This is a genomic window from Haematobacter genomosp. 1 (genome assembly GCF_002196855.1).
In the GTDB taxonomy this organism is placed as follows: Bacteria; Pseudomonadota; Alphaproteobacteria; order Rhodobacterales; family Rhodobacteraceae; genus Haematobacter.
Map to the genome: position 1 here is coordinate 259,665 of NZ_NIPW01000005.1, position 23,744 is coordinate 283,408.

At 67.5% G+C, this 23,744-nt stretch carries 20 protein-coding genes and 1 pseudogene; 4 read left to right on the plus strand and 17 right to left on the minus strand.

Annotated features, from left to right (window positions below; all coding sequences use genetic code 11):
* The first annotated feature begins 157 nt into the window (after positions 1 to 157).
* Positions 158 to 919, plus strand: coding sequence for a TSUP family transporter (locus tag CDV49_RS03355; RefSeq protein WP_088214153.1), 762 nt, complete (start codon positions 158 to 160; stop codon positions 917 to 919).
* On the opposite strand, the gene CDV49_RS03360 is transcribed toward CDV49_RS03355, so the two are convergent.
* Positions 916 to 1,401 (minus strand): flavin reductase family protein, encoded by a 486-nt coding sequence (locus CDV49_RS03360; RefSeq protein WP_256947218.1) that lies wholly within the window; start codon positions 1,399 to 1,401, stop codon positions 916 to 918. The two genes, CDV49_RS03355 and CDV49_RS03360, sit on opposite strands and share 4 nt — an antisense overlap.
* A 189-nt stretch (positions 1,402 to 1,590) precedes the next feature.
* Between CDV49_RS03360 and CDV49_RS03365 the strand changes: the two genes are divergently transcribed.
* A complete protein-coding gene (locus CDV49_RS03365; RefSeq protein ID WP_088214154.1) occupies positions 1,591 to 1,782 on the plus strand; it encodes a hypothetical protein in 192 nt (63 codons plus the stop codon).
* 349 nt (positions 1,783 to 2,131) lie between these two features.
* Here CDV49_RS03365 and CDV49_RS20775 read toward each other — a convergent pair.
* Positions 2,132 to 2,287, minus strand: a pseudogene (locus CDV49_RS20775) (PHP domain-containing protein); the annotation flags it as partial.
* A gap of 137 nt (positions 2,288 to 2,424) precedes the next feature.
* Complete coding sequence (locus CDV49_RS03375) at positions 2,425 to 2,652, minus strand: hypothetical protein (RefSeq protein WP_143413111.1); 228 nt, start codon at positions 2,650 to 2,652, stop codon at positions 2,425 to 2,427.
* 108 nt (positions 2,653 to 2,760) lie between these two features.
* Here CDV49_RS03375 and glpK point away from each other — a divergent pair, with 108 nt between their 5' ends.
* A complete protein-coding gene (gene glpK / locus CDV49_RS03380; protein WP_088214157.1) occupies positions 2,761 to 4,257 on the plus strand; it encodes a glycerol kinase GlpK in 1,497 nt (498 codons plus the stop codon).
* 2 nt (positions 4,258 to 4,259) lie between these two features.
* On the opposite strand, the gene CDV49_RS03385 is transcribed toward glpK, so the two are convergent.
* Positions 4,260 to 4,829: a L,D-transpeptidase gene (locus CDV49_RS03385; protein ID WP_088214158.1), complete on the minus strand. Its 570-nt coding sequence runs from the start codon at positions 4,827 to 4,829 to the stop codon at positions 4,260 to 4,262.
* 195 nt (positions 4,830 to 5,024) lie between these two features.
* Positions 5,025 to 5,381, minus strand: coding sequence for a hypothetical protein (locus CDV49_RS20780; RefSeq protein ID WP_256947219.1), 357 nt, complete (start codon positions 5,379 to 5,381; stop codon positions 5,025 to 5,027).
* Positions 5,382 to 5,600: 219 nt separating this feature from the next.
* Between CDV49_RS20780 and CDV49_RS03390 the strand changes: the two genes are divergently transcribed.
* Positions 5,601 to 6,485 (plus strand): cation diffusion facilitator family transporter, encoded by an 885-nt coding sequence (locus CDV49_RS03390; RefSeq protein WP_256947220.1) that lies wholly within the window; start codon positions 5,601 to 5,603, stop codon positions 6,483 to 6,485.
* A gap of 195 nt (positions 6,486 to 6,680) precedes the next feature.
* Here CDV49_RS03390 and CDV49_RS03395 read toward each other — a convergent pair whose 3' ends face one another.
* The 12 genes from CDV49_RS03395 to CDV49_RS03450 all read right to left on the minus strand — a co-directional run bounded on the left by CDV49_RS03395 (position 6,681) and on the right by CDV49_RS03450 (position 23,351).
* Positions 6,681 to 9,095 carry a Tex family protein gene (locus CDV49_RS03395; protein WP_088214159.1) on the minus strand — a complete coding sequence of 805 codons (2,415 nt, stop codon included), beginning with the start codon at positions 9,093 to 9,095 and terminating at the stop codon, positions 6,681 to 6,683.
* A 1,213-nt stretch (positions 9,096 to 10,308) separates the two neighbouring features.
* A complete protein-coding gene (locus CDV49_RS03400; RefSeq protein ID WP_088214201.1) occupies positions 10,309 to 11,070 on the minus strand; it encodes a siderophore-interacting protein in 762 nt (253 codons plus the stop codon).
* A 124-nt stretch (positions 11,071 to 11,194) separates the two neighbouring features.
* The gene (pepT, locus tag CDV49_RS03405) at positions 11,195 to 12,448 is read right to left on the minus strand and encodes a peptidase T (RefSeq protein WP_088214202.1); all 1,254 of its coding nucleotides are present in this window, start codon (positions 12,446 to 12,448) and stop codon (positions 11,195 to 11,197) included.
* 475 nt (positions 12,449 to 12,923) lie between these two features.
* Positions 12,924 to 14,519, minus strand: coding sequence for a GMC family oxidoreductase (locus CDV49_RS03410; protein WP_088214160.1), 1,596 nt, complete (start codon positions 14,517 to 14,519; stop codon positions 12,924 to 12,926).
* 128 nt (positions 14,520 to 14,647) lie between these two features.
* Complete coding sequence (locus CDV49_RS03415) at positions 14,648 to 15,658, minus strand: branched-chain amino acid ABC transporter permease (RefSeq protein ID WP_373447781.1); 1,011 nt, start codon at positions 15,656 to 15,658, stop codon at positions 14,648 to 14,650.
* Entirely contained in the window at positions 15,651 to 16,538 is an 888-nt protein-coding gene (locus tag CDV49_RS03420; protein WP_088214162.1) for a branched-chain amino acid ABC transporter permease, read from the minus strand. The genes CDV49_RS03415 and CDV49_RS03420 overlap by 8 nt, the downstream gene beginning before the upstream one ends.
* A gap of 1 nt (position 16,539) precedes the next feature.
* Entirely contained in the window at positions 16,540 to 17,241 is a 702-nt protein-coding gene (locus CDV49_RS03425; RefSeq protein ID WP_035746927.1) for an ABC transporter ATP-binding protein, read from the minus strand.
* Positions 17,242 to 18,009 (minus strand): ABC transporter ATP-binding protein, encoded by a 768-nt coding sequence (locus CDV49_RS03430; RefSeq protein WP_088214203.1) that lies wholly within the window; start codon positions 18,007 to 18,009, stop codon positions 17,242 to 17,244. It lies immediately after the preceding gene.
* An 11-nt stretch (positions 18,010 to 18,020) separates the two neighbouring features.
* The gene (locus CDV49_RS03435; RefSeq protein WP_088214163.1) at positions 18,021 to 19,244 is read right to left on the minus strand and encodes an ABC transporter substrate-binding protein; all 1,224 of its coding nucleotides are present in this window, start codon (positions 19,242 to 19,244) and stop codon (positions 18,021 to 18,023) included.
* Positions 19,245 to 19,269: 25 nt separating this feature from the next.
* Positions 19,270 to 20,481: an ABC transporter substrate-binding protein gene (locus tag CDV49_RS03440; RefSeq protein WP_088214164.1), complete on the minus strand. Its 1,212-nt coding sequence runs from the start codon at positions 20,479 to 20,481 to the stop codon at positions 19,270 to 19,272.
* Positions 20,482 to 20,581: 100 nt separating this feature from the next.
* Positions 20,582 to 21,781 carry an ABC transporter substrate-binding protein gene (locus CDV49_RS03445; RefSeq protein ID WP_088214165.1) on the minus strand — a complete coding sequence of 400 codons (1,200 nt, stop codon included), beginning with the start codon at positions 21,779 to 21,781 and terminating at the stop codon, positions 20,582 to 20,584.
* 568 nt (positions 21,782 to 22,349) lie between these two features.
* On the minus strand, positions 22,350 to 23,351 hold the full coding sequence (locus tag CDV49_RS03450; RefSeq protein ID WP_088214166.1) for an NADPH:quinone oxidoreductase family protein: 1,002 nt from the start codon (positions 23,349 to 23,351) through the stop codon (positions 22,350 to 22,352).
* Positions 23,352 to 23,744 lie beyond the last annotated feature (393 nt).

Here is a 23,744-nt window from a genome sequence, read left to right on the forward strand (position 1 = left end):
CGCCTTCGCGGAACCCTCTGCCCGGACACGATGCGCGGGTATGGGAAAGCCGTCCTGCAATCCATGCGACAGGCGAATATTTCACCGCCCGGGGTTTCATCCCGCAGGAAATTGTCGCATTCACGGGTGTGCGGCATGACGTCGCTGCGGGACCGATATGCTTACCACCGCCACGCTCGCCTTCTGGCTCATCGCCTGCCTTGCCGCATGGGTGCAGACGCTGACCGGCTTCGCCCTCGGGCTGATCCTGATGGGTGGCGTGGGTCTCCTTGGTCTCATGCCACTACCGGAGGCGGCCGTGGTCACGTCGATCCTCGTGGTAACGAACGGTGTCATCGTGCTCCGGCGCGGCTGGCGGGAGGTGGACGGGGCGGCCCTGCGCCTGTTCCTCGCCGGGACGCTGCCGACGCTCATCATCGGCTACGTGCTTCTGCATTATCTCGCCGGAACGGCGCTCTGGCTGCTGCAACTGCTGCTCGGGCTGGTCATCGTCGGGTCGAGCATCCAGCTCGGCTTCAGGCCCAGACCGCAGGAGCACCGCTCCCCGCCCGCCAGCTTCATCGCCTTCGGCGCGGCTGGCGGCATCATGGGCGGGCTGTTCTCCACTGCCGGGCCGCCGATCATCTACCATATCTATCGCCAACCGATCGCGCAGACGGCGATCCGCTCCACCCTCGTCGCCGTATTCGTGCTGAACCAGACCTTCCGGCTCGGGCTGGTGGTCGCGACGGACGGGGTGGCGCTGCCGACCCTCGCCGCCGCGGCGGGCGCGATCCCGGCGGTGGCGCTCGGCACCTTTGCCGCGCGCCGCTGGCCGCCGCCGCTTACCCCGGCCCGCATGCGGCAGCTCGCCGTGGGCCTGCTGTTCTGCTCGGGCGCGGCGCTGGTCGGCCCCGCGCTGACAAGGCTCGCGGGCTAGCCTTCGAACCTGCCGCGAAAGAAGAGGAGCGGCGCTCCCTCGCCCCGCGCCCGCACCCCCTGCACCCTGCCGATCACGATGGAGACATCACCCTCCTCCACCACCTGCGACACGCGGCAGTCGAACACGCCGAGCGCCTCGCGGAACACAGGTGCCCCGGTGACGAAGGTTTCCCAGCGGCCCTCCTCGAACATCTTCTCCCCCTTGCCGCCGAAGGCCTGCGCCAGCGCTCCCTCACCCGCAGGCAGGAAGTTCACCGCGAAATGCCCCTTCTCCAGCACCCCGCCCAACGCGGAGGTCTTGCGGTCGATGGAGACCAGCATCACCGGAGGGGCGGCAGAGACATGGGAGGCCGACAGCCCCAGAAAGCCGGTCCAGCCCTCCGCGCCATCCGCCGTGACCAGCGTGGCCCCTGTCGCCCGCTCTCCCAGCGTTTTCCAGAACTTGCCGATGTCGATATCGGTCCCCGTGGCTTCCATCATGCGCTTTCCCCGTGACAATGGCGCGAGATTGGCCGAGCCGCGTGGGAACCGCAACCCATGGCGACCGCCCACCGCAATCCCTCAACAGGCTGCTGAAAAAGTCCTGAAATGTCATGCCTATGCGCCGGAAATCGGAAAATCGGCCCGGAACGCCCGGAAGTATATGGATTTCCAGCTGGAATTCGTCAGATGGTGAACGATTTCCAGTCCACCACAGGCCAAAAAACCTTTTTCAGCCGCCTGTTAAGCGCCACCACCGGGCTGCGGAAACCGCGCCTGCCCTGCTGCGATGATCCCCGCAAGGCTCCGTCGTCGGCCGGAAGTCAGCCCGATATGTCCATCACCTCGCGCAATCACCGTCTGAACGCGGGCACCGTCTGAAGGATGGGCACGGCCCAGGGACTGGCACAGCGTAAGGACTGCACGGCCTGAAGCAACGGGCACGATGTAAAAGGCGGGGTCGCAGCCACGCCTCAGGGCCGGATCTTCGCGATGGTCGCCCCGCGGAGGAGGGAGGGAGGGTTTCGGGAACGCAGGCATGAACGGCCGATCACCCTCCCGGCTCTGCAGGCTTTTGCCCCGCGAAGGAGGGCTGTCGGCAAACCACCGGCGTAAACCCAGCGACGTGGCAGCAGCATGCTTCCCAAAGGGAAGAAGAAACGCGGGTTCGCTACCGGGCGGCAGGGTCGCAGGGACATGCCCTGACCGTGGCCCAACGCGCACCGCACCACGCCGACCACGGAATTGCGGCCACGGAATTGCGGTCGGTGATCGCGATTGCCCACAATCCGAGCTCCGCGGCGCGGGTGAACAGTTCCTCTGGATGCGACGCCCCGCGCAGGAAGGTGAAGTTCGAGGTCACACACAGTTCGGCATAGGCGGTCACACGAAGACTCCTTGCGCGAACCAGGCCACCGACCCGGCCGCGGCCCGCGGGCTGCGGAACAGCCAGAGCCGCGGCCCCTCGCAGGTCTCGACCCGGCAGTAATCGCGTCCGCCCGCCCGCCGGGCCGGATCGTCGCGCTACCATCCGGCGTTGATCCGCTCAGGCCCATGCGTGCGCAGCGCGGAGAAGCGCACCCGCCGCCAGCCGAACCGGGAGGGCGTGTTGCCGGAGACGGCGGTCAGCGGTTCCGGCCGGAAGATGAGCAGTTCATCGAGACATGACGCCCGCTGCCGCTGGGAAACGGGCCGAAAGCGATCCGGGCCGCATCGAAAGCCGCCCGCTTCGAGGCGAAGGAGGCGACGCACATGGCCGATAACCCGTGGCCACCGACCCATGTTGCCGGTCAGGCCGCGCGGAAACACTACTGGCGACAGGCTGCGGGACCGGGCTAGATGGCAGGGGGGAGGACCGTCATGACCCATATCCTTGCCATCGACCAGGGCACCACCTCGTCGCGCGCAATCGTTTTCGACCGCAACCTCGCCATCCGCGCCATCGCGCGGGAGGAGTTTCCCCAGCATTTTCCCGCTCCGGGCCATGTGGAACACGATCCCGGCGACATCTGGCTAACGGTCGCGGGCACCATGCGGCAGGCGGTGGAAAAGGCCGGGCTGACCGGCGCCGACATCGCCGCCATCGGCATCACCAACCAGCGCGAAACCACGCTGCTCTGGGACAGGCGCACCGGCCAGCCGCTGCACAACGCCATCGTCTGGCAGGACCGGAGCACCGCACAAAGCTGCGCCCGGCTCCGCGACGCGGGCCATGAACGGCTGGTGACGGAGCGGACGGGCCTGATCCTCGACCCCTACTTCTCGGCGACGAAGCTCGCCTGGCTGCTGGACACGCTCCCCGACGCCCGGGAACGCGCCCGGCGCGGCGAACTCGCCTTCGGCACGGTGGACAGCTACCTCGTCTGGCGGCTGACGGGGGGTGCCGTGCATGCGACCGACGCCACCAATGCCGCACGCACGATGCTCTACAACATCCATGAAAACCGCTGGGATGAGGAGATCTGCGGCCTGCTCGACATCCCCCTCTCCCTGCTGCCGGAGGTGCGGGACTGTGCCGCCGACTTCGGAATGGTGCGGGAGGATCTGCTGGGCCGCGCGATCCCCATCCTCGGCATCGCGGGCGATCAGCAGGCGGCGACCATCGGGCAGGCGTGCTTCTCCCCCGGCATGGTTAAGGCGACCTACGGCACCGGCTGCTTCGCGCTGCTGAACACCGGCGACACGCCCGTCGCCAGCCGCTCCCGCCTGCTCACCACCATCGCCTACCGGCTGGACGGACAGACAACCTATGCGCTGGAAGGGTCGATCTTCATCGCCGGAGCGGTCGTGCAATGGCTCCGCGACGGTCTCCGCCTCATCCGGCGGGCGGAGGAGACACAGCCCCTTTCCGAGGCCGCCAACCCGGCGGAGCGGCTGATCCTCGTCCCCGCCTTCACCGGCCTCGGCGCGCCCTACTGGAAGCCCGAGACGCGGGGCGCGATCTTCGGTCTCACCCGGGCATCAGGCCCCGCCGAATTCGCCCGGGCCGCGCTGGAAAGCGTGGGCTACCAGACGCGCGATCTCATGGAAGCGATGCATGCCGACTGGGCCGGTTCGGGAACCCCGCCCGTTCTGCGCGTCGATGGCGGGCTTTCCGCCTCGGACTGGGGGATGGCCTTTCTGGCCGACATCATCGGCGCGCCGGTGGATCGGCCGGAGGTGCTGGAAACGACCGCCCTCGGTGCGGCATGGCTCGCGGGGCAGAGGGCGGGCCTCTGCCCGGGACAGGAGGAATTCGCCCGGACATGGGCGCTCGACCGCCGGTTCGAGCCGCAGATGGCGGCCGGGGAACGCGACAGCCGCTATGACCAGTGGAAGGCGGCCGTGGCGGCCACCATCGCCGTCCCCTTCGCCTGAGATCAGAGCAGCCGCACCTGCGTGCCGATCGGCGCGAGGGCGTAAAGCTCCTCGATATGCTCGTTGTAAAGGCCGACGCAGCCGGAGGAGGACGGCCGCCCGATCTTCCGCGTATCCTGCGTGCCGTGGATCAGATAGGCGGGCCACGTCAGATAGAGCGCATGGGTGCCGAGCGGATTGTCTGGCCCCGGCGGCATGTAGTGCAGGCTCGGATCCCGCGCGATCATGTTGGCCGTCGGCGTCCAGTCCGGCCCGACGCGCTTGCGCACCACCTCGGTGAAGCCGGTGCGGGTCAGTTCGTCGCTCATCGGCACGGAACTCGGATAGATCCGGTATTCCAGCCCGTCGCCAGACCAGAAATGCACGGCGCGGGAGGTGAGGTCGGCGACGATCACCCCCTTGCCCAGCGTGGCGAAATGGTCCTGCCAGCGATGGGTGACAAAGCTGGAGATGTTGCGCCGGTGGCTCGGCGCACGGACGTTCGGCTCCTGCGCGCGCGCCAGCGCGGGCGCGAGGAACGGCATGGCGAGCGCCCCGAGCAGGAGGCCGCGTCGCGTGGCGGGAGTGGTCATGGCTGTCCTCGGTTCTGTCCCGCCTCTCGGGGCGGTGTGGTGGCGATAATTGTATCCGTTTGTATTCGCAAGTTTTCGCACCGTCCCCGACCCACTTCGGGCCCATTTCGGCAGCGGTCGGCGCGGACATTCCTGTCTTGCCGGGAAGCTATCTCCTGCGGTGCGAGGGGCCATGCGACGAAATGTCCATCCCGATCACGTCTGCGCGCGTGATCGGGTCTTTTGCGGCTCTTTTCCGGCAAGCGGATCGCCGCCCTTGACGCCCTCCGTCTCCGCCTTACCCTTGCCGCGCGCCCGAAGGAAAAGGCAGAACAGATGACCGATCAGGATCGCCGACCCGACGGAGCAGCATCTCCTCCCTCTCCCGATGAGCCGGGGTATCCCGGCGGCGATTCTGGCGGCACCCGCCCCGACCCCGCCGCAGCGCAGCCAGGCACCGGCGCAGCCCATGATCCCGGTCCGCATCCTGCCCATGGCGATCCCCCGGTCCACACCGGGGTGAACCATGGGGCGCACAACCATGGGGAGCACGGCCACCGCGAACACGGTCAAGACACACACGCCTCCGGTGCGGACGGCGGGCATCACGATCATGGCTCGCCACACCCCGGAGCAGGCCACCCCGGAGCGGCAGCCCCGGAGCAGGCAACCCGCTCCACAAAGACAGGCCACACCGCAAAGGATGACGCGGCACATGACCACGGATCGCACGGGCACGGATCACACGGAGCACACGGGCACGAAGCCCATGACCATTCCCACGCGCCGGCGGTGACGCGCTCCAACGAGAAGCGGATCCTCGTCGTCTTCCTGATGACGGCGGGATACGCGCTCGTGCAGGTGGTGGGCGGGCTGTTTTCGGGCTCGCTCGCGCTCATCGCGGATGCGGGGCACATGGTGTCCGACGCGGCGGCGCTGCTGCTGGCGCTTGTCGCCTACCGGGTTGCGCGGCGGGCGGCGAATGCGCGGGTCAGCTACGGCTACCACCGGGTCAGGGTGCTGGCGGCGCTGGTGAACGGCGGCTCGCTCCTGCTGCTCGTCGGCTGGATCGCGTGGGAGGCGGTGTTGCGCTTCCGCCAGCCGGTGGAGGTGCTGGCCGGGCCGATGCTCGCGGTCGCCGTGGTGGGCCTGCTGGTCAACATCGCAGGGGCGCTGATCCTGCATCGCGGTGGCCAGCAGGATCAGAACCTGCACGGCGCCTTCCTGCATGTGCTGGGCGATCTTCTGGGATCCGTCGGCGCCATCGCGGCCTCCATCGGCATCATGTTCACCGGCTGGATGCCGCTGGACCCGCTGCTCTCGCTTCTGGTGGCGCTGCTGGTGCTGCGCTCGGCCTGGCTGCTGGTGAAGGACTCCGTGCTCGTGCTGCTGCAGGCAACCCCGAAGAACCTCGATCCGGGTGAAGTTCTGACCGAAGCCGTGCGCATCCCCGGCGTGGCGGAGGCCGCGCATTTCCACGCCTGGACCCTGACCGACACCACCATCGTCGCGACGCTCCACGTCACGCCCGCGCCCGGTGTCGATCCGCTGGACCTGCCGCCCCGCGTCAGCGCCCATCTGCGGAAGCGGTTCGGCATCGACCACGCAACCGTGGAAGTCGACCGCCCCGGTTCCATCCGCGCCACGGCGGAAGACACCCGCCCCGCAACCGCCTGACCCCGGCCCCTAACAGGCTGCTGAAAAAGTCCTGAGGCGTCATGCCTATGCGCCGGAAATGGGAAAATCGACCCGGAAACGCCCGGAAGCATATGGATTTCGTCAGATTGCGAACGATTTCCGCTCCAACACAGGCCAAATCCAACACAGGCCAAAAGCCTTTTCCAGCCGCCCGCTAACGGCGCGCGCGCAGGCTCACTTCCGCTTCATCGCCTCCAGCAGCGCCGCGCCAAGCGCGCTGTTGCCCCCGCCGTCTGCGCGATCCGCCGCGCCGCTCCGCGGGCTGCCTGCCTTCTTGCCATCCGACGGACTGCCCTTGCGCGGCTCGTTCTGGCCCGGTTTCCCCCTGCTTCCCGCGCCCCTTTCCCCCGTGCCCCGGTCGCCGATACCCCCGCCGCTCCGCTCCGCAGACCGCTCGCGCCCGGCTTCCGTCCCCGCATTGTCCTTCCGCATCGTCAGACCGATCCGCTTGCGCGGCACATCCACCTCCGTCACCCGGACAGAGACGACATCCCCCGCCTTCACCACCTCATGCGGGTCCTTGACGAACCGGTCGGCAAGCTGGCTCACATGGACCAGCCCGTCCTGATGCACGCCGATATCGACAAAGGCCCCGAAGGCCGCGACATTGGTCACCACACCTTCAAGCCGCATGCCCGGTCTGAGGTCGGAGATCGTCTCCACCCCCTCGGCAAAGGTGGCGGTGCGGAACTCCGGGCGCGGGTCGCGGCCGGGTTTCTCCAGCTCCGCCAGAATGTCCCGCACCGTCGGCAGGCCGAACCGCGCGTCGGTGAAATCCGCCGGGTCCAGCCGCCGCAACGCCTCCGGCTCCCGCACCAGCGCCCGCAGGTCGCGCCCGCTGGCCGTGACGATCCGGCGCGCCACATCATAGGCCTCCGGGTGCACGGCGGAAGCGTCGAGCGGCTCCTTCCCCTCGCGTATCCGCAGGAAGCCCGCGCATTGCTCGAACGCCTTCGGGCCAAGGCGCGCGACCTTCAAAAGCTCCTTCCGGCTGGCGAAAGGCCCGTTCTCGTCCCGGTGCTGGACGATGGCCTGCGCCAGCCCCGGCCCGATCCCCGCCACGCGTGAAAGCAGCGGCCGCGAGGCGGTGTTCAAGTCCACCCCGACCCCGTTCACCGCATCCTCCACCACCCCGTCCAGCGCGCGGCCCAGCCGGTGTTCGTTCACGTCATGCTGATACTGGCCGACGCCGATGGATTTCGGCTCGATCTTGACCAGCTCCGCCAGCGGATCCTGCAGCCGCCGCGCGATGGAAACCGCGCCTCGCAGCGACACGTCCAGCCCCGGAAATTCCTCCGCCGCCAGCGCCGAGGCCGAATAGACCGAGGCCCCCGCCTCCGACACGACCACCTTCATCGGCTTCTTGCCCTGCAGTCCGGCCAGCAGATCGGCGACCATCTTCTCCGTCTCGCGGCTCGCCGTGCCGTTGCCGATGGCGATGAGGTCGATGCCATGCCGCGCGATCATCGCCCCGAGCACCGCCTGCGCGCCCCGCAGGTCGCTTTTCGGCGGGAAGGGATAGACCGTCGCCGTCTCCAGAAGCCGCCCCGTCGCATCGACCGCGGCGACCTTCACCCCGGTGCGGATGCCCGGATCCAGCCCCAGCGTGGCCCGCCCGCCTGCAGGCGCCGCAAGCAGCAGATCGCGCAGGTTCCGGGCAAAGACGCGGATCGCCTCCTCCTCCGCCCGGTCGCGCAGCTCCCCGAACAGGTCGATGGAAAGCGTCGTGCGCAGCTTCACCCGCCACGTCCAGCCGGCCACGTCCGACAGCCACAGATCGCCCGGCCCGCGCCCCGCGACCCCCAGCGCCGCGCGCACCATCCCCTCGGCCCGGCCCTGCCCCGGCGCGGCCTCGCTGTCCACCTCGAGGTCGAGCGTCAGGATCTCCTCGTTCCGGCCCCGGAACATGGCCAGCGCGCGGTGACCGGGGACGGATTTCCATGGCTCCACATGGGTGAAATAGTCGGAGAACTTGGCGCCCGCCGTCTCCTTGCCTTCGACCACGCGGGAGGCGACGCGCGCCTCCGCCCGCAGATGGTCGCGCAGCCGCCCGATCAGCGCCGCGTCCTCCGCGAGCCGCTCGGCGATGATGTCGCGCGCGCCTTCCAGCGCGGCCTTCGGCTCCGGCACGGCCTCGCTCACAAAGCCCGCGGCCAGCTCGGCGGGAACGGCCCGCCGGTCGGCAAGGATCGCATCGGCCAGCGGTTCCAGCCCCTTCTCCCGCGCGATCATCGCCTTGGTGCGCCGCTTGGGCTTGTAGGGAAGGTAGATATCCTCGAGCGCGGCCTTGGTCTCCGCGCCCGCGATCTCCGCCTCCAGCGCCGGGGTCAGCTTGCCCTGATCGCGGATGGAGCCGAGGATGGTCGTCCGCCGCGCGTCCATCTCCCGCAGATAGGCCAGCCGTTCCGCCAGCGTGCGCAGCTGCGTGTCGTCAAGCCCGCCGGTCGCCTCCTTGCGGTAGCGCGCAACAAAAGGCACCGTGGCCCCGCCGTCCAGCAGCGCCACCGCCGCCGCCACCTGATTGGGCCGGGCCGATATGTCGCGAGCGATGGCTTGCGCGATACGGCGGGCAGGGTCGATGGGTGTCATTGCGGTCTCCTTGGCTCTCCCCTTCTCCATGACAGCGAAGGGCGCGGGGACGCAAGGCGGCACGATGGCCGGACGGCAAAACGCCGCCATCGGGGACCTGCGCCGGTCATACGCCAGCGCAGTCCGGCAGGGCGGTCGCCCCATCGCCCGGAGCAGGGCGACCCAATGCCGTGGTGAAAATGTGAAAACGCCACACACGCATGGAGCGGGTAACGGAGCCGGCGATATGCCGAAGAGGGAGGACCTCACACACTCGCGGAGCGGATTCCGCCAGAAACGACCGCCGCTACGCGAGCTGAGCGGACCCGACCGGGCAGAAGTACTGCGGTTATCGCAACGGCTCCGCCCCCCACGCGCGGAGGAGATATGCGCACGGCAGCCTGATCGGCCGCACTTGCCTCCGCACCCTCTGCGCGCGGAGCAGATCCATTCCGGCGAGCGCTGATCCAGCACGCGTCAGCGCCTCCCGCTCTCGATGAGCAGATCCGTGACCTTGGCGCAGAAGACGTCCAACTCCGCGCCCCCGCATGGAGCGGACCCATTTCGCGTTATCGCCCCATCCACCCCGGGTAGCCCACAGGCGCGGGTGGAGCGGGCACGACAAAGGATTGCGAAACCATGAGTAACCTTCAGCAGGCTACTGAGAAAGCCGGATATCGGCGCGGCCTCGCGTTGAAAGCCGGAAAATCGGTCCGGTTCCGGCCAAAGCTTGCGGTTTCCGGGACGCTCTTCAACGATGTGGGGAAGGTCTCCGCCTCAGCGTAACCCCCGAATGCTTTTTCAGCAGCCTGTTGGCCCTCCCAAACACGCAGAACCGACCCTGCGTCAGCCCTGGGGATCGCCGGATTTGGCAGGCTGCTGAAAAAGTCCTGAAGTTTCATGCCTATGCGCCTAAAATCGGAAAATCCGCCCGGAAACGCCCGGAAGCTGGATTTCGTCAGATGGCGAACGATTTCCGCTCCAACGCACACCAAAGCCTTTTTCAGCGGCCTGTGAGGAGCGCCTCCGCACGCGCGGGGACGGGGCGGAAAGATCAGCATCTCGTCCACCGATCTCAGCGCGCCCGGGGATCCGGGCTGTGTGTGATAGCACGTGGATCTTGTGAGCGCCTACACCCGCCGCGCGGTGGGGGCGATGCCCCGCCCTCTACCGCCAGCGGAGAGCATCCCGCCCGCCGGAAGCGGACATGGCGCGATGTCCGTCGCGCAGAGCTTCAGTCGAAATGCTCGACCGCATCGGCAGCGCCCGCCACCCAGTAGCCCGAGGCCTTGACCCAGTGCTTCGGCAGGCCGCGCTCCTCCAGAAGATAGGCGCGGAGCGCCCGCGTCACCGAAGCCTCCGCCGCGATCCAGACGAAGCAGCGCGGGCCAAGATCCATCTCCCGCAGCGGGGCGAGCAGCCGCTCGGCCAGCACGGCCTCCGCCTCAGGGCGGTGGATCCAGCGGATATCGGTCGCGGCGGCGGTGTCGAAGCTCTGCTCGTCCTCCGGCCCCGGCACGGCGATGAGCGCGGCAACGGGCGTGCCCGCCGCCATCTCCTCGATCCGCCGCCCGATCGCGGGCAATGCGGTTTCATCCCCGATCAGCAGCCAGCGGTCGATATCGCCCGCGATGACCTGCGATCCGCGCGGCCCCCCGATGGTCAGTCCCGACCCCTCCACGGCAGAGAGCGCCCAGTCCGTCGCCGGTCCCGCCTCGTGCAAAGCGAAGTCGATCACCAGTTCCCCTTTGGCCGCGTCATAGCGCCGGGGCGTATAATCCCGCCGTTGCGGCTCGCCCTCGCCCGGCAGCATGATCTTCACGTGATCGTCCGGCGCGGCGCTGTAGAACCCCTCCAGCTCCGCCCCGGTCAGGGTGATGCGCTGCATATGCGGGGTCAGCCGCTCCGTCCGGGCCACGATCAGGTCACGGCGCTTCAACTCGTGGCGGATGCGCTCGATCCGCGGCTCGGCGTGCTGCGCGGCGATATCAGTCATGGTCTTCATCCTTCCTGCCGCAGCGGCGCGGCCGATTCTGCAGGACCGACCGTTCCGCTGATCCCGCCTGTTGCCACCTCAGGGCGACAAATCGTAGTATTATTGTCAACAATACCCGTCCGCGTCAAGCGGATGGCTCACCTGCTGCGTTTTCCGCAATCCGCAGGCAGACCCGAACCGCCGCCGCCATATCCTGCACGCTGACCCATTCGAGCGGGCCGTGGATCTCCTGCATCCCGGTAAAGACATTGGGCGTGGGCACGCCCATCTCCGTCAGGCGCGAGCCGTCCGTGCCCCCGCGGATGGGCACCGAAACCGGCTCCAGCCCCTCGGCCCGCACGGCGGCGCGAGCGATCTCCACCGGGGTCATGTCCTTTTCCAGCCAGTAGCGCATGTTGCGATACTGCGGCCGGATATCGCACACCACCCGCGCCCGCGGCTCCGTCGCCTGCACCGCGGCGGCGGCCTGCCGCAGCAGATCGCCCTTGGCCGAAAGACCCTCCAGCTCGAAGTCGCGCAGGATGAAGCGCAGCTCCGCCCTGGCCGCCGTGCCGGTGATCTCGTAGAGATGCAGAAACCCCTCCCGCCCCTCCGTAACTTCCGGCGTCATCGTCGCCTGCGGCAGAAGCGCCACCAGCTTCGCCGCCAGATGCAGGGCATTCACCAGCTTGCCCCTGGCCCAGCCGGGATGGGCCGAAACCCCGGTGATGCTGACGATCGCCCCGTCCGCCGAGAAGCTCTCATACTCGATCTCGCCCAACCCGGCGCCATCGAACGTATAGGCGAAGTCCGCGCCCAGATCGGCAGGCAGCCGCCTGTCCACGCCGCGCCCCACCTCCTCATCGGGCGTGAAGGCCAGCCGCAGCTTGCCGTGCCGGATCTCCGGCTGCGCCAGCAGATGCCGCGCCGCCGTCATGATGATCGCCACCCCCGCCTTGTCATCGGCCCCGAGCAGCGTGGACCCGCTCGCCGTGATGATGTCGTCGCCCATCTTGGTGCCGAGATAGGCCGACACCTCCGGCGACAACACCAGATCGGGCGCATCGGGATAGGTGATCGGCCCGCCGTTGTACCCCCGGTGAACGCGCGGCTTCACCCCCGTAGCGTTATAGGCAGGCGCAGTATCCACATGGGCGAGCAGCCCGATGACCGGCGCGCCCTCCGCTCCCGGAGTGGCGGGAACCGTGGCCAGCACGACGCCATAGTCGGTGATGGTCACATCCGCCGCGCCGATCTCGCGCAGTTCCTCCGCCAGCAGCCGCGCCATGTCGAGCTGGATCGCCGTGCTGGGGGAACTCTCCGAGCGTTCGTCGCTCTGGCTGTCCACCTGCACATAGCGGACAAGCCGCTCTTCCACTTCACGGTCGAAATCGGTCATGCTGTCCTCCGGGTATTTCAGGGGATGAGCCGCCGAAGCGCGGGCGAAGTCAACCCGCCCCGCACCGCTGCCCCGCCTTTCTTCCGAAACCCCGGAGGCGCCCGCGGAGGGGGCGACATCCCGTTGGCCGAGCTTGCCGCGTTGCCGATCCTGTGCCGGAACGATGATACAGACCGCCTCCGAACCCCCGCTCTCCCCCGTCGCGGAGGAGAGCAATCGCCCGCCGCGCGAAGCTCCCAAATGGCGCAGCGTGGCGGGCGATTGCGGAAGCCAAAGGCGGCGGAGGCACCCGCGCGTGCCCCCTGCGTCATGAAAAATCGCAAAGACGCCAACGCCCCCCGCAGCCCGCCGAAACGATCCCGAAGCGTCATTTTCAGGCGCTGGCAACCGGACATCGGCCCCGGAAAGATCCGAGATCTGCAGACCTCCAGCCGGATCGCGAAGGATTTGCGCTCCCGCGCGGATCCGCAGCCTGCTAGCGGTTGTCCGACAGGATCATCGCCGCAGCCTTTTCCGCGATCATGATGGTCGGAGAGTTGGTGTTGCCGCTGGTGATCGTCGGCATGACAGAGGCATCCGCCACCCGGAGCCGGCCGATCCCCCTGAGGCGCAGCCGGGGATCCACGACGGAGCCGTCGTCCCCGCCCATGCGGCACGTGCCCGCCGGGTGAAAGATCGTCGTGCCGATCTCTCCCGCCGCACGACGCAGGTCGGCGTCGCTCTGGTAGTCCGGGCCGGGACGATATTCTTCCGGCTGGTATTGCGCAAAAGCGGGCTGGCTGGCGATCCTGCGCGTCAGCCGGATCGCGCGCGCGGCCACCTCCAGATCGCCCTCGGTCGAAAGGTAGTTGGGCCGGATCGCGGGCGGGCTGCGATAGTCGCCGTTCACCGCCCGCACCTCTCCCCGGCTCTCGGGGCGCAGGTTGCAGACGCTCGCCGTCATCGCCGGGAACGGGTGAACCTTGTCGCCGAACTTGTCGAGGCTTACCGGCTGGACATGGTATTCCAGATCGGGCGTTGCCTTTTCTGGGCCGGAGCGGGTGAAGATCCCCACCTGACTGGGCGCCATCGACATCGGGCCGGAGCGTTTGAGCGCATATTCCAGCCCGATCGACGCCTTGCCGAACAGCGAGGACGCCTTTTCGTTCAGCGTGGGCACGCCCGTCACCTTGTAGACCAGCCGCAGTTGTAGGTGATCCTGAAGGTTGCCGCCAACGCCCGCCACCTCCCGGATCGGGTCGATGCCCGCATCGCGCAGCGCCTCCCCCGGTCCGACGCCCGAGAGTTGCAGGATATGCGGGGAGCCGACCGCGCCCGCCGAGAGCACGACTTCTGCCCGCGCGCGTGCCACCTTCTCCTGACCTGCATGGTCATAGACCACGCCGGTCACCTCACCGCCTTCGACCTGCAGCCGCTTGACCTGCGCTTCCGTCAACACGCGCAGATTGGGCCGGTTCATCGCGGGCCGGAGAAAGGCTTTCGCCGCGCTCCAGCGGATGCCGGACCGCTGGTTCACGTCGAAATAGCCGCCGCCCTCGTTCGTGCCCGTGTTGAAATCGTCGGTGCGCGGAATGCCCGCCTCCACCGCCGCGTCGAGAAAGGCGTCCAGCACCTTCCAGCGCACGCGCGCCTTCTCCACCCGCCATTCGCCGCCCGCGCCATGCAGGTCGGAGGCGCCCTTGTAGAAATCCTCCTGCCGCTTGAACACCGGGAGCACGTCGTCCCAGCCCCAGCCGGTGCAGCCGAGCTGCCGCCAGTGGTCGTAATCCGCCGCCTGCCCCCGCATGTAGATCATGCCGTTGATGGAGGAGGACCCGCCCAGCACCTTGCCGCGCGGATAGCCCAGCTTCCGCCCGTTCAGCCCCGGCACCGCCTCCGTCTGGAAACACCAGTCGGTGCGCGGGTTGGCGATGCAGTAGAGATAGCCCACCGGAATGTGGATCCAGTGGTAGTTGTCCCTGCCCCCGGCCTCCAGCAGCAGCACCCGGTTCCTCGGGTCGGCGGAGAGCCGGTTGGCCAGAACGCAGCCCGCCGATCCCGCGCCGATGACGATATAGTCGTATTCTTCCATCTCGACTCTCTGGCTGGGCTGTCTGGATCAGATGTCCGGGGGGCCGTGACGGCCTCCCTTCTCGCGCGTGTCAGGGGCCCACGACGGGCCCCCTTCTTGCAGGGGTCTTGGCCCCCCTCTCGAAAAGCTCAGTTCTCGGCCTTGAACCCGAGGCTCCGGCCGATGCGGGAGGCATAGAACTCCCCGATGATGCCGCGGCGGAACAGCAGCACGCAGACCATGAACACCAGACCCGTGACAATGGTCACCGGGAAGTCGGAAGTGGCGAGGTAGTTCTGCAGCGTCACCACAAGCCCCGCACCGAACACCGGACCGAGGAAGGTGCCGATCCCGCCCAGCAGCGTCATCAGGATGACTTCGCCCGACATCTGCCAGGCCACGTCGGTCAGCGTGGCGAACTGGAAGACCAGCGCCTTCAGACCGCCCGCCAGGCCAGACAGCGCCGCCGACATCACGAAAGCGCCGAGCTTGTAGCCCGCCGTCGAATAGCCCAGCGAGATCGCCCGGTTCTCGTTCTCGCGGATCGATTTCAGGATCATGCCGAAGGGCGAATGCACGAACCGCCAGATGATCGCCATGCCGATCAGGAACACCGCCAGCACGAAGTAATACATGTTGAGCGGCTGGTTGAGGTCGATCACCCCGAACAGATGGCCGCGCGGCACGGACTGGATGCCGTCCTCACCATGGGTGAAGGGCGCCTGCAGACAGTAGAAGAAGAACATCTGGCTGAGCGCGAGGGTGATCATCGCGAAGTAGATGCCCTGCCGCCGGATGGCGATGGCACCCATCACCAGCCCCAGCAGCGCCGCCCCCGCGACCCCGGTCAGGATCGCAAGCTCCGGCGAAAAGCCCCAGACCTTCGCCGCATGGGCGGTGAAGTAGGCCGACCCGCCGAAGAAGGCCGCATGGCCGAAGCTGAGCAGCCCCGTATAGCCGAGCAGCAGGTTGAAGGCCGAGGCGAACAGCGCAAAGCACAGAAGCTTCATCACGAAGATCGGATAGACGTAGAAGGGCGCGGCCAACGCCAGCGCGAGCAGCACCAGCAGAAGCCCGATGCGGATCGCGCTGGCCCGGGGGTGGACCGCGACGGACGCCGCCGCGGGAACGGAAGAACCATGTGCGGACATGTCAGGCATCCTTTCCGAAAAGTCCCGCCGGTCGCAGGAGCAGGACGATGGCCATGATGACGAAGATCACCATGTTGGAGGCTTCCGGGTAGAAGACCTTGGTCAGACCCTCGGCGATGCCCAGCATGTAGCCGGTCACGATCGCGCCGAGGATGGAGCCCATCCCCCCCACGACGACCACCGCAAAGACGATGATGATGATGTTGGAACCCATGAGCGGCGAGACCTGGTACACCGGCGCGGCCAGCACGCCCGCCAGCGCCGCCAGCCCCGCGCCGAGCGCATAGGTGAAGGTCAGCAGCAGCGGCACGTTCACCCCGAAGGATTGCACCAGCACCGGGTTTTCCGTCGCCGCGCGCAGATAGGCGCCGAGCTTGGTCTTTTCGATCAGCACCCATGTCGCGATACAGGCGATGAGCGAGGCCACGATCACCCAGCCGCGATAGATCGGCAGGAACATGAAGCCGAGGTTGACCGCCCCCGTCAGCTGCGGCGGCGCCGGATAGGGCTGGCCGGAGGCGCCGAAGAAGTAGCGGAACGTCCCCTCGATCACCAGCGCCAGCCCGAAGGTGTAGAGCAGCCCGTAAAGGTGGTCGAGCTTGTAGAGCCGGGACAGCATGGTCTTTTCGATGATTGCCGCAAAGGCCGCCACGATCAGCGGGGCAAGCAGCAGCGCGAACCAGTAGTTCAGCCCCAGCTTGGTCAGCAGCAGCAGCGCCACGAACGCGCCCAGCATGTACTGCGCGCCATGCGCGAAGTTGATGACCCGGAGCAGACCGAAGATCACCGCCAGCCCCAGCGACAGCAGCGCATAGAAGGAGCCGTTGATGAGGCCGATGAGCAACTGGCCCATAAGTGCCTGGATCGGCACGCCGAAGATTGTCGTCATGTCAGACCCCCAGCTCCTGGTTGAGCAGTTCCATCTTGTCGGCCAGTTGCGAGACGGGGAACTCCGCCGTCATCTGCCCGTGGTCCATCAGGTAGAACCGGTCCGCGATCTTGGAGGCGAAGCGGAAGTTCTGCTCCACCAGCACCACGGTCATCCCGCGCGCCTTGAGCTTCACCAGCACCTCGCCGATCCGCTGGATGATGACGGGGGCCAGACCCTCCGTCGGCTCGTCCAGCAGGATGCATTTCACGCCCGTGCGCAGGATCCGCGCCATGGCGAGCATCTGCTGCTCGCCCCCCGACAGCTTGGTGCCGGGCGAGTTGCGCCGCTCCAGCAGGTTCGGGAACAGGTCGTATATCTCGTCGAGACTCATGCCGCCCGGCGCCACCACCGGCGGCAGCAGCAGGTTCTCCTCCACCGAAAGCGTGGCGAAGATGCCCCGCTCCTCCGGGACGAAGCCGATGCCCGTGCGCGCCACCTTGTAGAGCGGCATGGCCATCAGGTTCTGGCCGGCAAAGGTGATCTCGCCCGTGCGCTTCCGCAGGATGCCCATGATCGTGCGCAGCGTCGTTGTCTTGCCCATGCCGTTCCGGCCGAGGATGCAGATCATCTCGCCTTCATCAACATGCAGGTTCACGCCGTGAAGGACATGGCTCTCGCCATACCAGGCTTGCAGGTTCTTTACTGTCAGCAGCGCGGCCATCTAGTCCTCCGTGCCCATGTAGGCCGTGCGCACGCGGGGGTCGCGGCTCACGGTCTCGTAATCGCCCGAGGCGATGATCTCGCCCCGCTGGAGCACCGTGACGTGGTGGCAGATGTCGGCCACGACCGACAGGTTGTGCTCCACCATCAGCACGGCGCGGTCCCTGGCCACGTCGCGGATGATGTCGGCCACCATGTGCACGTCCTCCTGCCCCATGCCGGCCATCGGCTCGTCGAGCAAAAGCACCTGCGGGTCGAGCGCCAGCGTCGTCGCGATCTCCAGCACGCGCTTGCGCCCGTAGGACAGGTCCGCTGCGCGGGTGTGCAGGTAGGGCGTGAGCCCCAGATGCTCCACCAGCTCCTCCGCCCGCCCGTTCAGCCGGTCGAGCGCGGACAGCGGCAGCCAGAACTGCGTGGCCAGCCCCGCCGGCCGCTGAAGCGCGACACGCACGTTCTCCAGCACCGTCAGATGCGGAAACACCGCCGAGATCTGGAACGACCGCACCATTCCCATCCGCGCGATCCTGTCGGGCCGCGTGCCGGTGATGTCGGTGCCCAGAAGCTCGATCTTGCCCCGCGTGGGCTGAAGGAACTTCGTCAGCAGGTTGAACACCGTGGTCTTGCCCGCGCCGTTCGGCCCGATCAGCGCGTGGATCCGGGCGTGACGAACGTCCAGATCCACGTTGTTGACCGCGGTGAACCCCGCGAAGTCCTTGCCCAAGCCCCGGGCGGTAAGAACCACCCGGGCATCGTCCTGTGCCTGCTGCATCGCCACCATCGTCATTGCACCAAGGGGCAGCCGGTCGTCTTGGGATCAGGATAGGCATCCTTCCCCGGAACGGTCGCCAGAATGTTGTAGAAGTCAGAATCGCCCTTCATCTCGTCGGGCTTCTTCACCTCGATGAGATAGACATCGCTCGCCATCCGCCCGTTCGGCCAGACGACGCCGTTCTGGGTGAAGGAGTCCTTCACCGGCATCTCGTGCAGCTTGGCCGCCACCGCGTCAGGGTCGTCCGTGCCCGCGGCCTCGATCGCCTTCAGATACTGAAGCACGGCCGAATAGGTGCCCGCATGGATCATGTTGGGATAGACCCCGGCCTTGGCCTTGATCCGTTCGCCCAGCTCGCGCGATATGTCGTTGGCATCCCAGTAGTAGGATTCCGCCAGCACCAGCCCCTGCCCGGCCTCCACGCCGATGCCCCGCACTTCCGGCAGCGTGAACAGAAGCGCCGCCATCCGCTGGCCGCCCTGAACGATGCCGAATTCCGACGCCTGCTTGATCGCGCTCTGCGTGTCCAGCCCGGCGGAGGCCAGCCCGACGACCTTCGCGCCGGAGGCCTGCGCCTGCAGCAGGAAGGAGGAGTAATCCGTCGTGCCGATGGGATGGCGGACGGAGCCGAGCACCTTGCCGCCCTTCTCCTCCACCACCTTCGTGGTCGAAGCCTCGAGGTTGTGGCCGAACGCATAGTCGGAGGTCAGGAAGAACCAGCTGTCGCCGCCCTCTGCCACCAGCGCGCCGCCCACCACGTTGGACAACATCGTCGTGTCGTAGGCCCAGTGGAAGTTGTAGGGCGTGCAGGCCTTGCCGGAGATGTCCGCCGCCCCGCCGCCGGTGACCATGGTGATCTTCTTGGCGTCCTTCGACAGCCCCACCACCGCCAGCGCCACGGCGGAGTTCGGCAGGTCGGTGATCATGTCCACCTGTTCGGTGTCATACCACTGCCGCGCGATGTTCGATGCCACGTCGGGCTTGTTCTGGTGATCGGCGGTGATGACCTCGATCGGCATGCCCAGAACGGTGCCCCCGAACTCCTCCACCGCGACCAGCGCGGCCTGATAGGAGGTGCGCCCGGTCGTGTCGGCATAGACGCCGGACTGATCGTTCAGGACACCGATCTTCACCTTGCCGTCGGAGATCTTTGCCTCCTGAGCAGCGGCGGGCCCCGCAACGGAACCGGCGATGAGCGCAAGCGCCGCAGCGCCGGTCATGAGTGTGTTTTTCATTCTCCCCTCCCCTTGGTTGAATGTCTTACTGCGTCAGCGGGCAGCCGCTGTCCTTCGCGCTCACATTGGCCTGTTCACCCGGCACTGTGGCGAGAATGTTGAAGAAATCCTCGGTCCCCGACATTTCGGAGGGCTTCTTGACCTCCAGCAGGAACACGTCGCTCACCATGCGCCCGTTCGGCAGCACCTTGCCGCCCTGCACATAGTCATCGTTCACGGGCATTTCGTGCAGCTTTGCCGCGACCGCCTTGCCATCGTCCGTGCCTGCGGCCTCAATGGCCTTGAGGTATTGCATCACCGCCGAATAGACGCCGGCCTGAAGCATGTTCGGATAGACGCCGACCCGCTTCTTGATCTTCTCGCCCAGCCTGCGCGACTCGTCGTTCCGATCCCAGTAGTAGTTCTCCGTCATCACAAGCCCCTGCGCCGCTTCGGCGCCAAGCCCGCGCACATCCGCCAGGGTGAACAGCAGCGCCGCGAATTTCTGCCCGCCCGCCGTGATGCCGAATTCCTGCCCCTGCTTGATGGCATTGGCGGTGTCCAGCCCGGCAGAAGCCAGCCCGATCACCTTGGCGCCCGAAGACTGCGCCTGCAGCAGGAACGACGAATAGTCCGTCGTGGCCAGCGGATGACGAACCGCGCCGAGCACCTTGCCGCCCTTCCCCTCCACGACCTTGGTCGTCGCCTGTTCGAGACTGTGGCCGAACACGTAGTCGGCAGTCAGGAAATACCAGCTGTCGCCGCCCTGCTCGACCAGGGCTCCGCCCACCACGCGGGAGAGCATCTCGGTGTCATAGGCCCACTGGAAGGCGAGCGGCGTGCATTGCGCCCCGGTGATGAGGGCGGAACCGCCGCCGACCGAGATGGTCACCTTGCCCCGCTCCAGGCTCAGCGCCTGCACCGCCAGCGCGACGGAGGAAGTGGGCAGATCCATGATCGTGTCCACCTGTTCGGTGTCATACCATTGCCGCGCGATGTTGGAACCGATGTCGGTCTTGTTCTGGTGATCGGCAGCGACGATCTCGATGGGCGCGCCCAGCACCGTGCCGCCGAAGTCTTCCGCCGCCTGACGCGCCGCCTCGACGCCCGTCCGCCCTCCGGCATCGGCATAGACGCCCGACTGGTCGTTCATGATGCCGATCTTGACCTTGCCGTCAGAGATGCCCTGCGCCGCGAGCGGCCCTGCCGCGAGCAATGCTGCTACGGCGACGGAAGCCGCATAACCGTGAATCTTCATCCTACCCTCCATGAAGTTCCGTGACCTGTCATGTCGATCCGGTCTCCCCAACCGGATCGGGCGGGCCGGACAGTCCGGCCACACCCGTCGCATCACCCGGTCAGTTGACCAGCGGGCAGCCCGATTTCGCCGGATCGGCAAACGCCTGCGCGCCGGGGATCGTGGCCTTCACCGTGTAGTAGTCCCACGGAACGTCGCTTTCGCCGGGTTTCTTCACTTCCATCAGATAGGCGTCGGTGATGAGCCGCCCGTTGGCGCCGACATGGCCGTTCTCGCTGAACACGTCATGCACCGGCAGTTCGTGGAGTTTCTTGGCCACCGCCTCGGTCTCGTCCGTGCCCGCGGCCTCGACCGCCTTGAGGTAGGAGAGCACCGCCGAATAGGTGCCCGCCTGAACCATGTTCGGCATGACCTTCGTGCGCTCGAAGAACCGCTTGCCGAACTCCCGGCTCGCGTCGTTGCGGTTCCAGTAGAAGCTTTCCGTCAGGTTCAGCCCCTGCGCCGTCTCCAGCCCGAGGCCGTTGACCTCCGCCAGCGTGAACAGCAGCGCGGCGAGCTTCTGCCCGCCCGCGGTGATGCCGAACTCAGCCGCCTGCTTGATGGTGTTCTGCGTGTCGAGACCCGCGTTCGCCAGCCCGATCACCTTGGCACCGGAAGACTGCGCCTGCAGCAGGAAGGAGGAATAGTCCGTCGTGGCCAGCGGGTGCCGCACCGCACCGACGACCTTGCCGCCCTTCTCCTCCACCACATGGGTGGTCTGCTCCTCGAGGCTGTAGCCGAAGGCATAATCCGCCGTCAGGAAGAACCAGCTGTCGCCGCCGCCATCGACCAGCGCCCCGCCCGTTCCGACCGCGAGCATATGGGTGTCATAAGCCCAGTGGAACCCGTAGGGCGTGCACTGCTTGCCGGTCAGCTCCGCCGTGGCGGCGCCGGTGTTGATGGTGATCTTCTTCTTCTCCAGGCTCAGCGCCTGCACCGCCAGCCCCACGGAGGAGGTGGTCAGTTCCATGATCGTGTCCACCTGTTCGGTGTCATACCACTGCCGCGCGATGTTGGAGGCGATGTCGGGCTTGTTCTGATGGTCCGCCGTGACCACTTCGATCGGCGCGCCCAGAACCTTGCCGCCGAAATCCTCGACCGCCATCTTCGCCGCCTCGAAGGAGGCCTTGCCGCCGAAATCGGCATAGACACCCGACTGGTCGTTCAGGATGCCGATCTTGACCTTGCCGTTGGATACTTCGGCCAGCGCCGGGCCGGCCGTCAGGGCACAGATGGCCGCCGTCATCAGTAGTCTTTGCATATATTCCCCCCTCGCAACCGCCCTGCCGGGACGTCGCGCTCCATCCGCCGGATCGCCCGGCGCCTCTCCATCTTGTCTGCTGCGACACCGCCTCCACTTCCCTCCGGGGCGCCGCAGCGTTACTTAGCCAGAGCGCAGCGAGCCATGCAAGAGAGGCAATGCAGATATTCGCTGGAAAGGACCATCATGTGGTCTCCCACGTCCTTCACCTAGCGCCATTTCCCCCAATGGAACCGGCATTTTTCCAAATTGAAGGCAGAAGCGCGAAAACTGGGCAGCCCGAATCGTTCCACGTAACGGACCTTCCGCAACCCGGCGAGTCACCTCCCCGGCCCCCGACCAAAGCGGCCGCACCCGTCACGCACCACGTCGCGAATGTCCCAGGCCCGGACACGAGCGCCAAGCATAAACGCCAGGCACAAACGGCCCACAACACCACCACCCAGCCGCCGAAGGCAGGCATGGCGCACGTGAACGAAAAATCCGAAACGCCAGCAAAAAGGGGGGACGGCGATGCGTCCCCCCTTCTTCGTGACAACCATTGCCTCGCGGCCGCCGCCGCAAAAGGTCAGGCCAGTTCCAGCACCAGCTTGCCCGTCACGCCCCGGCCCGACAGCCGCGCGATGGCCTCTCCCGCCCGGTCGAGCGGCAGGACATCGGCCACGGGCGGCTTCACCGCGCCCCGCGCATGCAGCGCCAGCAGCTCGTCCATGGCGCGGTGATGCGCGGCCGGGTCCCGGCGCACGGCAGCCCCCCAGAACACGCCCCGGATATCGCAGCTTTTCAGCAGGGTGAGGTTCAGCGGAATCGACGGGATTCCCGCCGGAAAGCCCACGACCAGATAGCGCCCGCCCCAGGCCATGGTGCGCAGCGCCGGTTCCGCATAGCCGCCGCCCACCGTGTCGAACACGATATCCGCCCCGTCCGGCATCGCCTCCTTGAACGCGTTGGCGAGCGCCCGCCCCGCCTCCCGGTCGCCGCCCACCGTGGCGGGATAGAGCACCGCGCCCTCCGCTCCCCGGTCACGGGCCAGCGCCAGCTTCTCCGCGCTGGAGGCCGCCGCCACGACGCGCGCGCCCGCCGCCACGGCAAGCTCCACCGCCGCCAGCCCGACACCACCGCCCGCACCCAGCACGAGCACCGTCTCCCCCGCCTTCAGGTCGCCCCGCTCCTGCAGCCCGTAGAGCGCGGTGCCATAGGTCATCTGCAGCGCCGCCGCCTCCACGAAGCCGATGCCCTCGGTCAGCGGGTGGCAGCGCCACGCCTCCACCGTCACCTGCTCCGCCATGCCGCCGGATGTCAGGAAGGCCATCACCCTGTCGCCCTTTGCGAAACCGGTCACATCCGGCCCGACAGCCTCCACGACGCCCGCAACCTCCGCACCGGGCGAAAAGGGGCGCGGGGGACGCACCTGATAGCGGTCCTCGATAATCAGCGCGTCGGGAAAGTTCACCCCAGCCGCATGGACGCGGATCGTCAGCTCCCCCGGCCCCGGCGCGGGCGCATCCGCCGTCTCCGCCACGACCAGCGTTTCCGGGCCACCGGGTTCCCTGCTCAACACTGCACGCATGTCTCTCCTCCACGTTCCTGACATTTGTAAGGCATCCTAGCCGCGCGCGGGCCGCGCGCCAATCCCCTCCCTGCGTGCGTCCCCGAAATGCCCCCGAATACGCGATGCCCCCCGGCGTCGGTCGGCCCGTGCCACCACGCCGTGCCCCCCCTCCCCGACGCAGCCCGCTCTGCAAGGCCCCGTGCCCCCGGCCCTTCCCGCAACTCCGCCCCGCGCTCCCGCACCCCCTCCGGCACCCGCGCGGCGGCCCGGCAGCGGCCTCGCGCGCCCGTCGCCACTTCGTGACCGCCCTATCCGACGGAAAGCGGCGACACCTGCGTTGAAGCAGGGAGAGAATGCGGCTCCCCCGCAGGAAAACCGCCGGAAACAGGCCACATGACAGACCAGAAATTC

Coding starts and splice junctions, on each gene's coding strand:
- CDV49_RS03355 (WP_088214153.1), top strand. CDS start 158: ATGCTTACCACCGCCACGCTCGCCTTCTGGCTCATCGCCTGCCTTGCC.
- CDV49_RS03360 (WP_256947218.1), bottom strand. CDS start 1,401: ATGATGGAAGCCACGGGGACCGATATCGACATCGGCAAGTTCTGGAAA.
- CDV49_RS03365 (WP_088214154.1), top strand. CDS start 1,591: ATGGTGAACGATTTCCAGTCCACCACAGGCCAAAAAACCTTTTTCAGC.
- glpK (WP_088214157.1), top strand. CDS start 2,761: ATGACCCATATCCTTGCCATCGACCAGGGCACCACCTCGTCGCGCGCA.
- CDV49_RS03385 (WP_088214158.1), bottom strand. CDS start 4,829: ATGACCACTCCCGCCACGCGACGCGGCCTCCTGCTCGGGGCGCTCGCC.
- CDV49_RS03395 (WP_088214159.1), bottom strand. CDS start 9,095: ATGACACCCATCGACCCTGCCCGCCGTATCGCGCAAGCCATCGCTCGC.
- CDV49_RS03400 (WP_088214201.1), bottom strand. CDS start 11,070: ATGACTGATATCGCCGCGCAGCACGCCGAGCCGCGGATCGAGCGCATC.
- pepT (WP_088214202.1), bottom strand. CDS start 12,448: ATGACCGATTTCGACCGTGAAGTGGAAGAGCGGCTTGTCCGCTATGTG.
- CDV49_RS03410 (WP_088214160.1), bottom strand. CDS start 14,519: ATGGAAGAATACGACTATATCGTCATCGGCGCGGGATCGGCGGGCTGC.
- CDV49_RS03415 (WP_373447781.1), bottom strand. CDS start 15,658: ATGCCTGACATGTCCGCACATGGTTCTTCCGTTCCCGCGGCGGCGTCC.
- CDV49_RS03420 (WP_088214162.1), bottom strand. CDS start 16,538: ATGACGACAATCTTCGGCGTGCCGATCCAGGCACTTATGGGCCAGTTG.
- CDV49_RS03425 (WP_035746927.1), bottom strand. CDS start 17,241: ATGGCCGCGCTGCTGACAGTAAAGAACCTGCAAGCCTGGTATGGCGAG.
- CDV49_RS03430 (WP_088214203.1), bottom strand. CDS start 18,009: ATGCAGCAGGCACAGGACGATGCCCGGGTGGTTCTTACCGCCCGGGGC.
- CDV49_RS03435 (WP_088214163.1), bottom strand. CDS start 19,244: ATGAAAAACACACTCATGACCGGCGCTGCGGCGCTTGCGCTCATCGCC.
- CDV49_RS03440 (WP_088214164.1), bottom strand. CDS start 20,481: ATGAAGATTCACGGTTATGCGGCTTCCGTCGCCGTAGCAGCATTGCTC.
- CDV49_RS03445 (WP_088214165.1), bottom strand. CDS start 21,781: ATGCAAAGACTACTGATGACGGCGGCCATCTGTGCCCTGACGGCCGGC.
- CDV49_RS03450 (WP_088214166.1), bottom strand. CDS start 23,351: ATGCGTGCAGTGTTGAGCAGGGAACCCGGTGGCCCGGAAACGCTGGTC.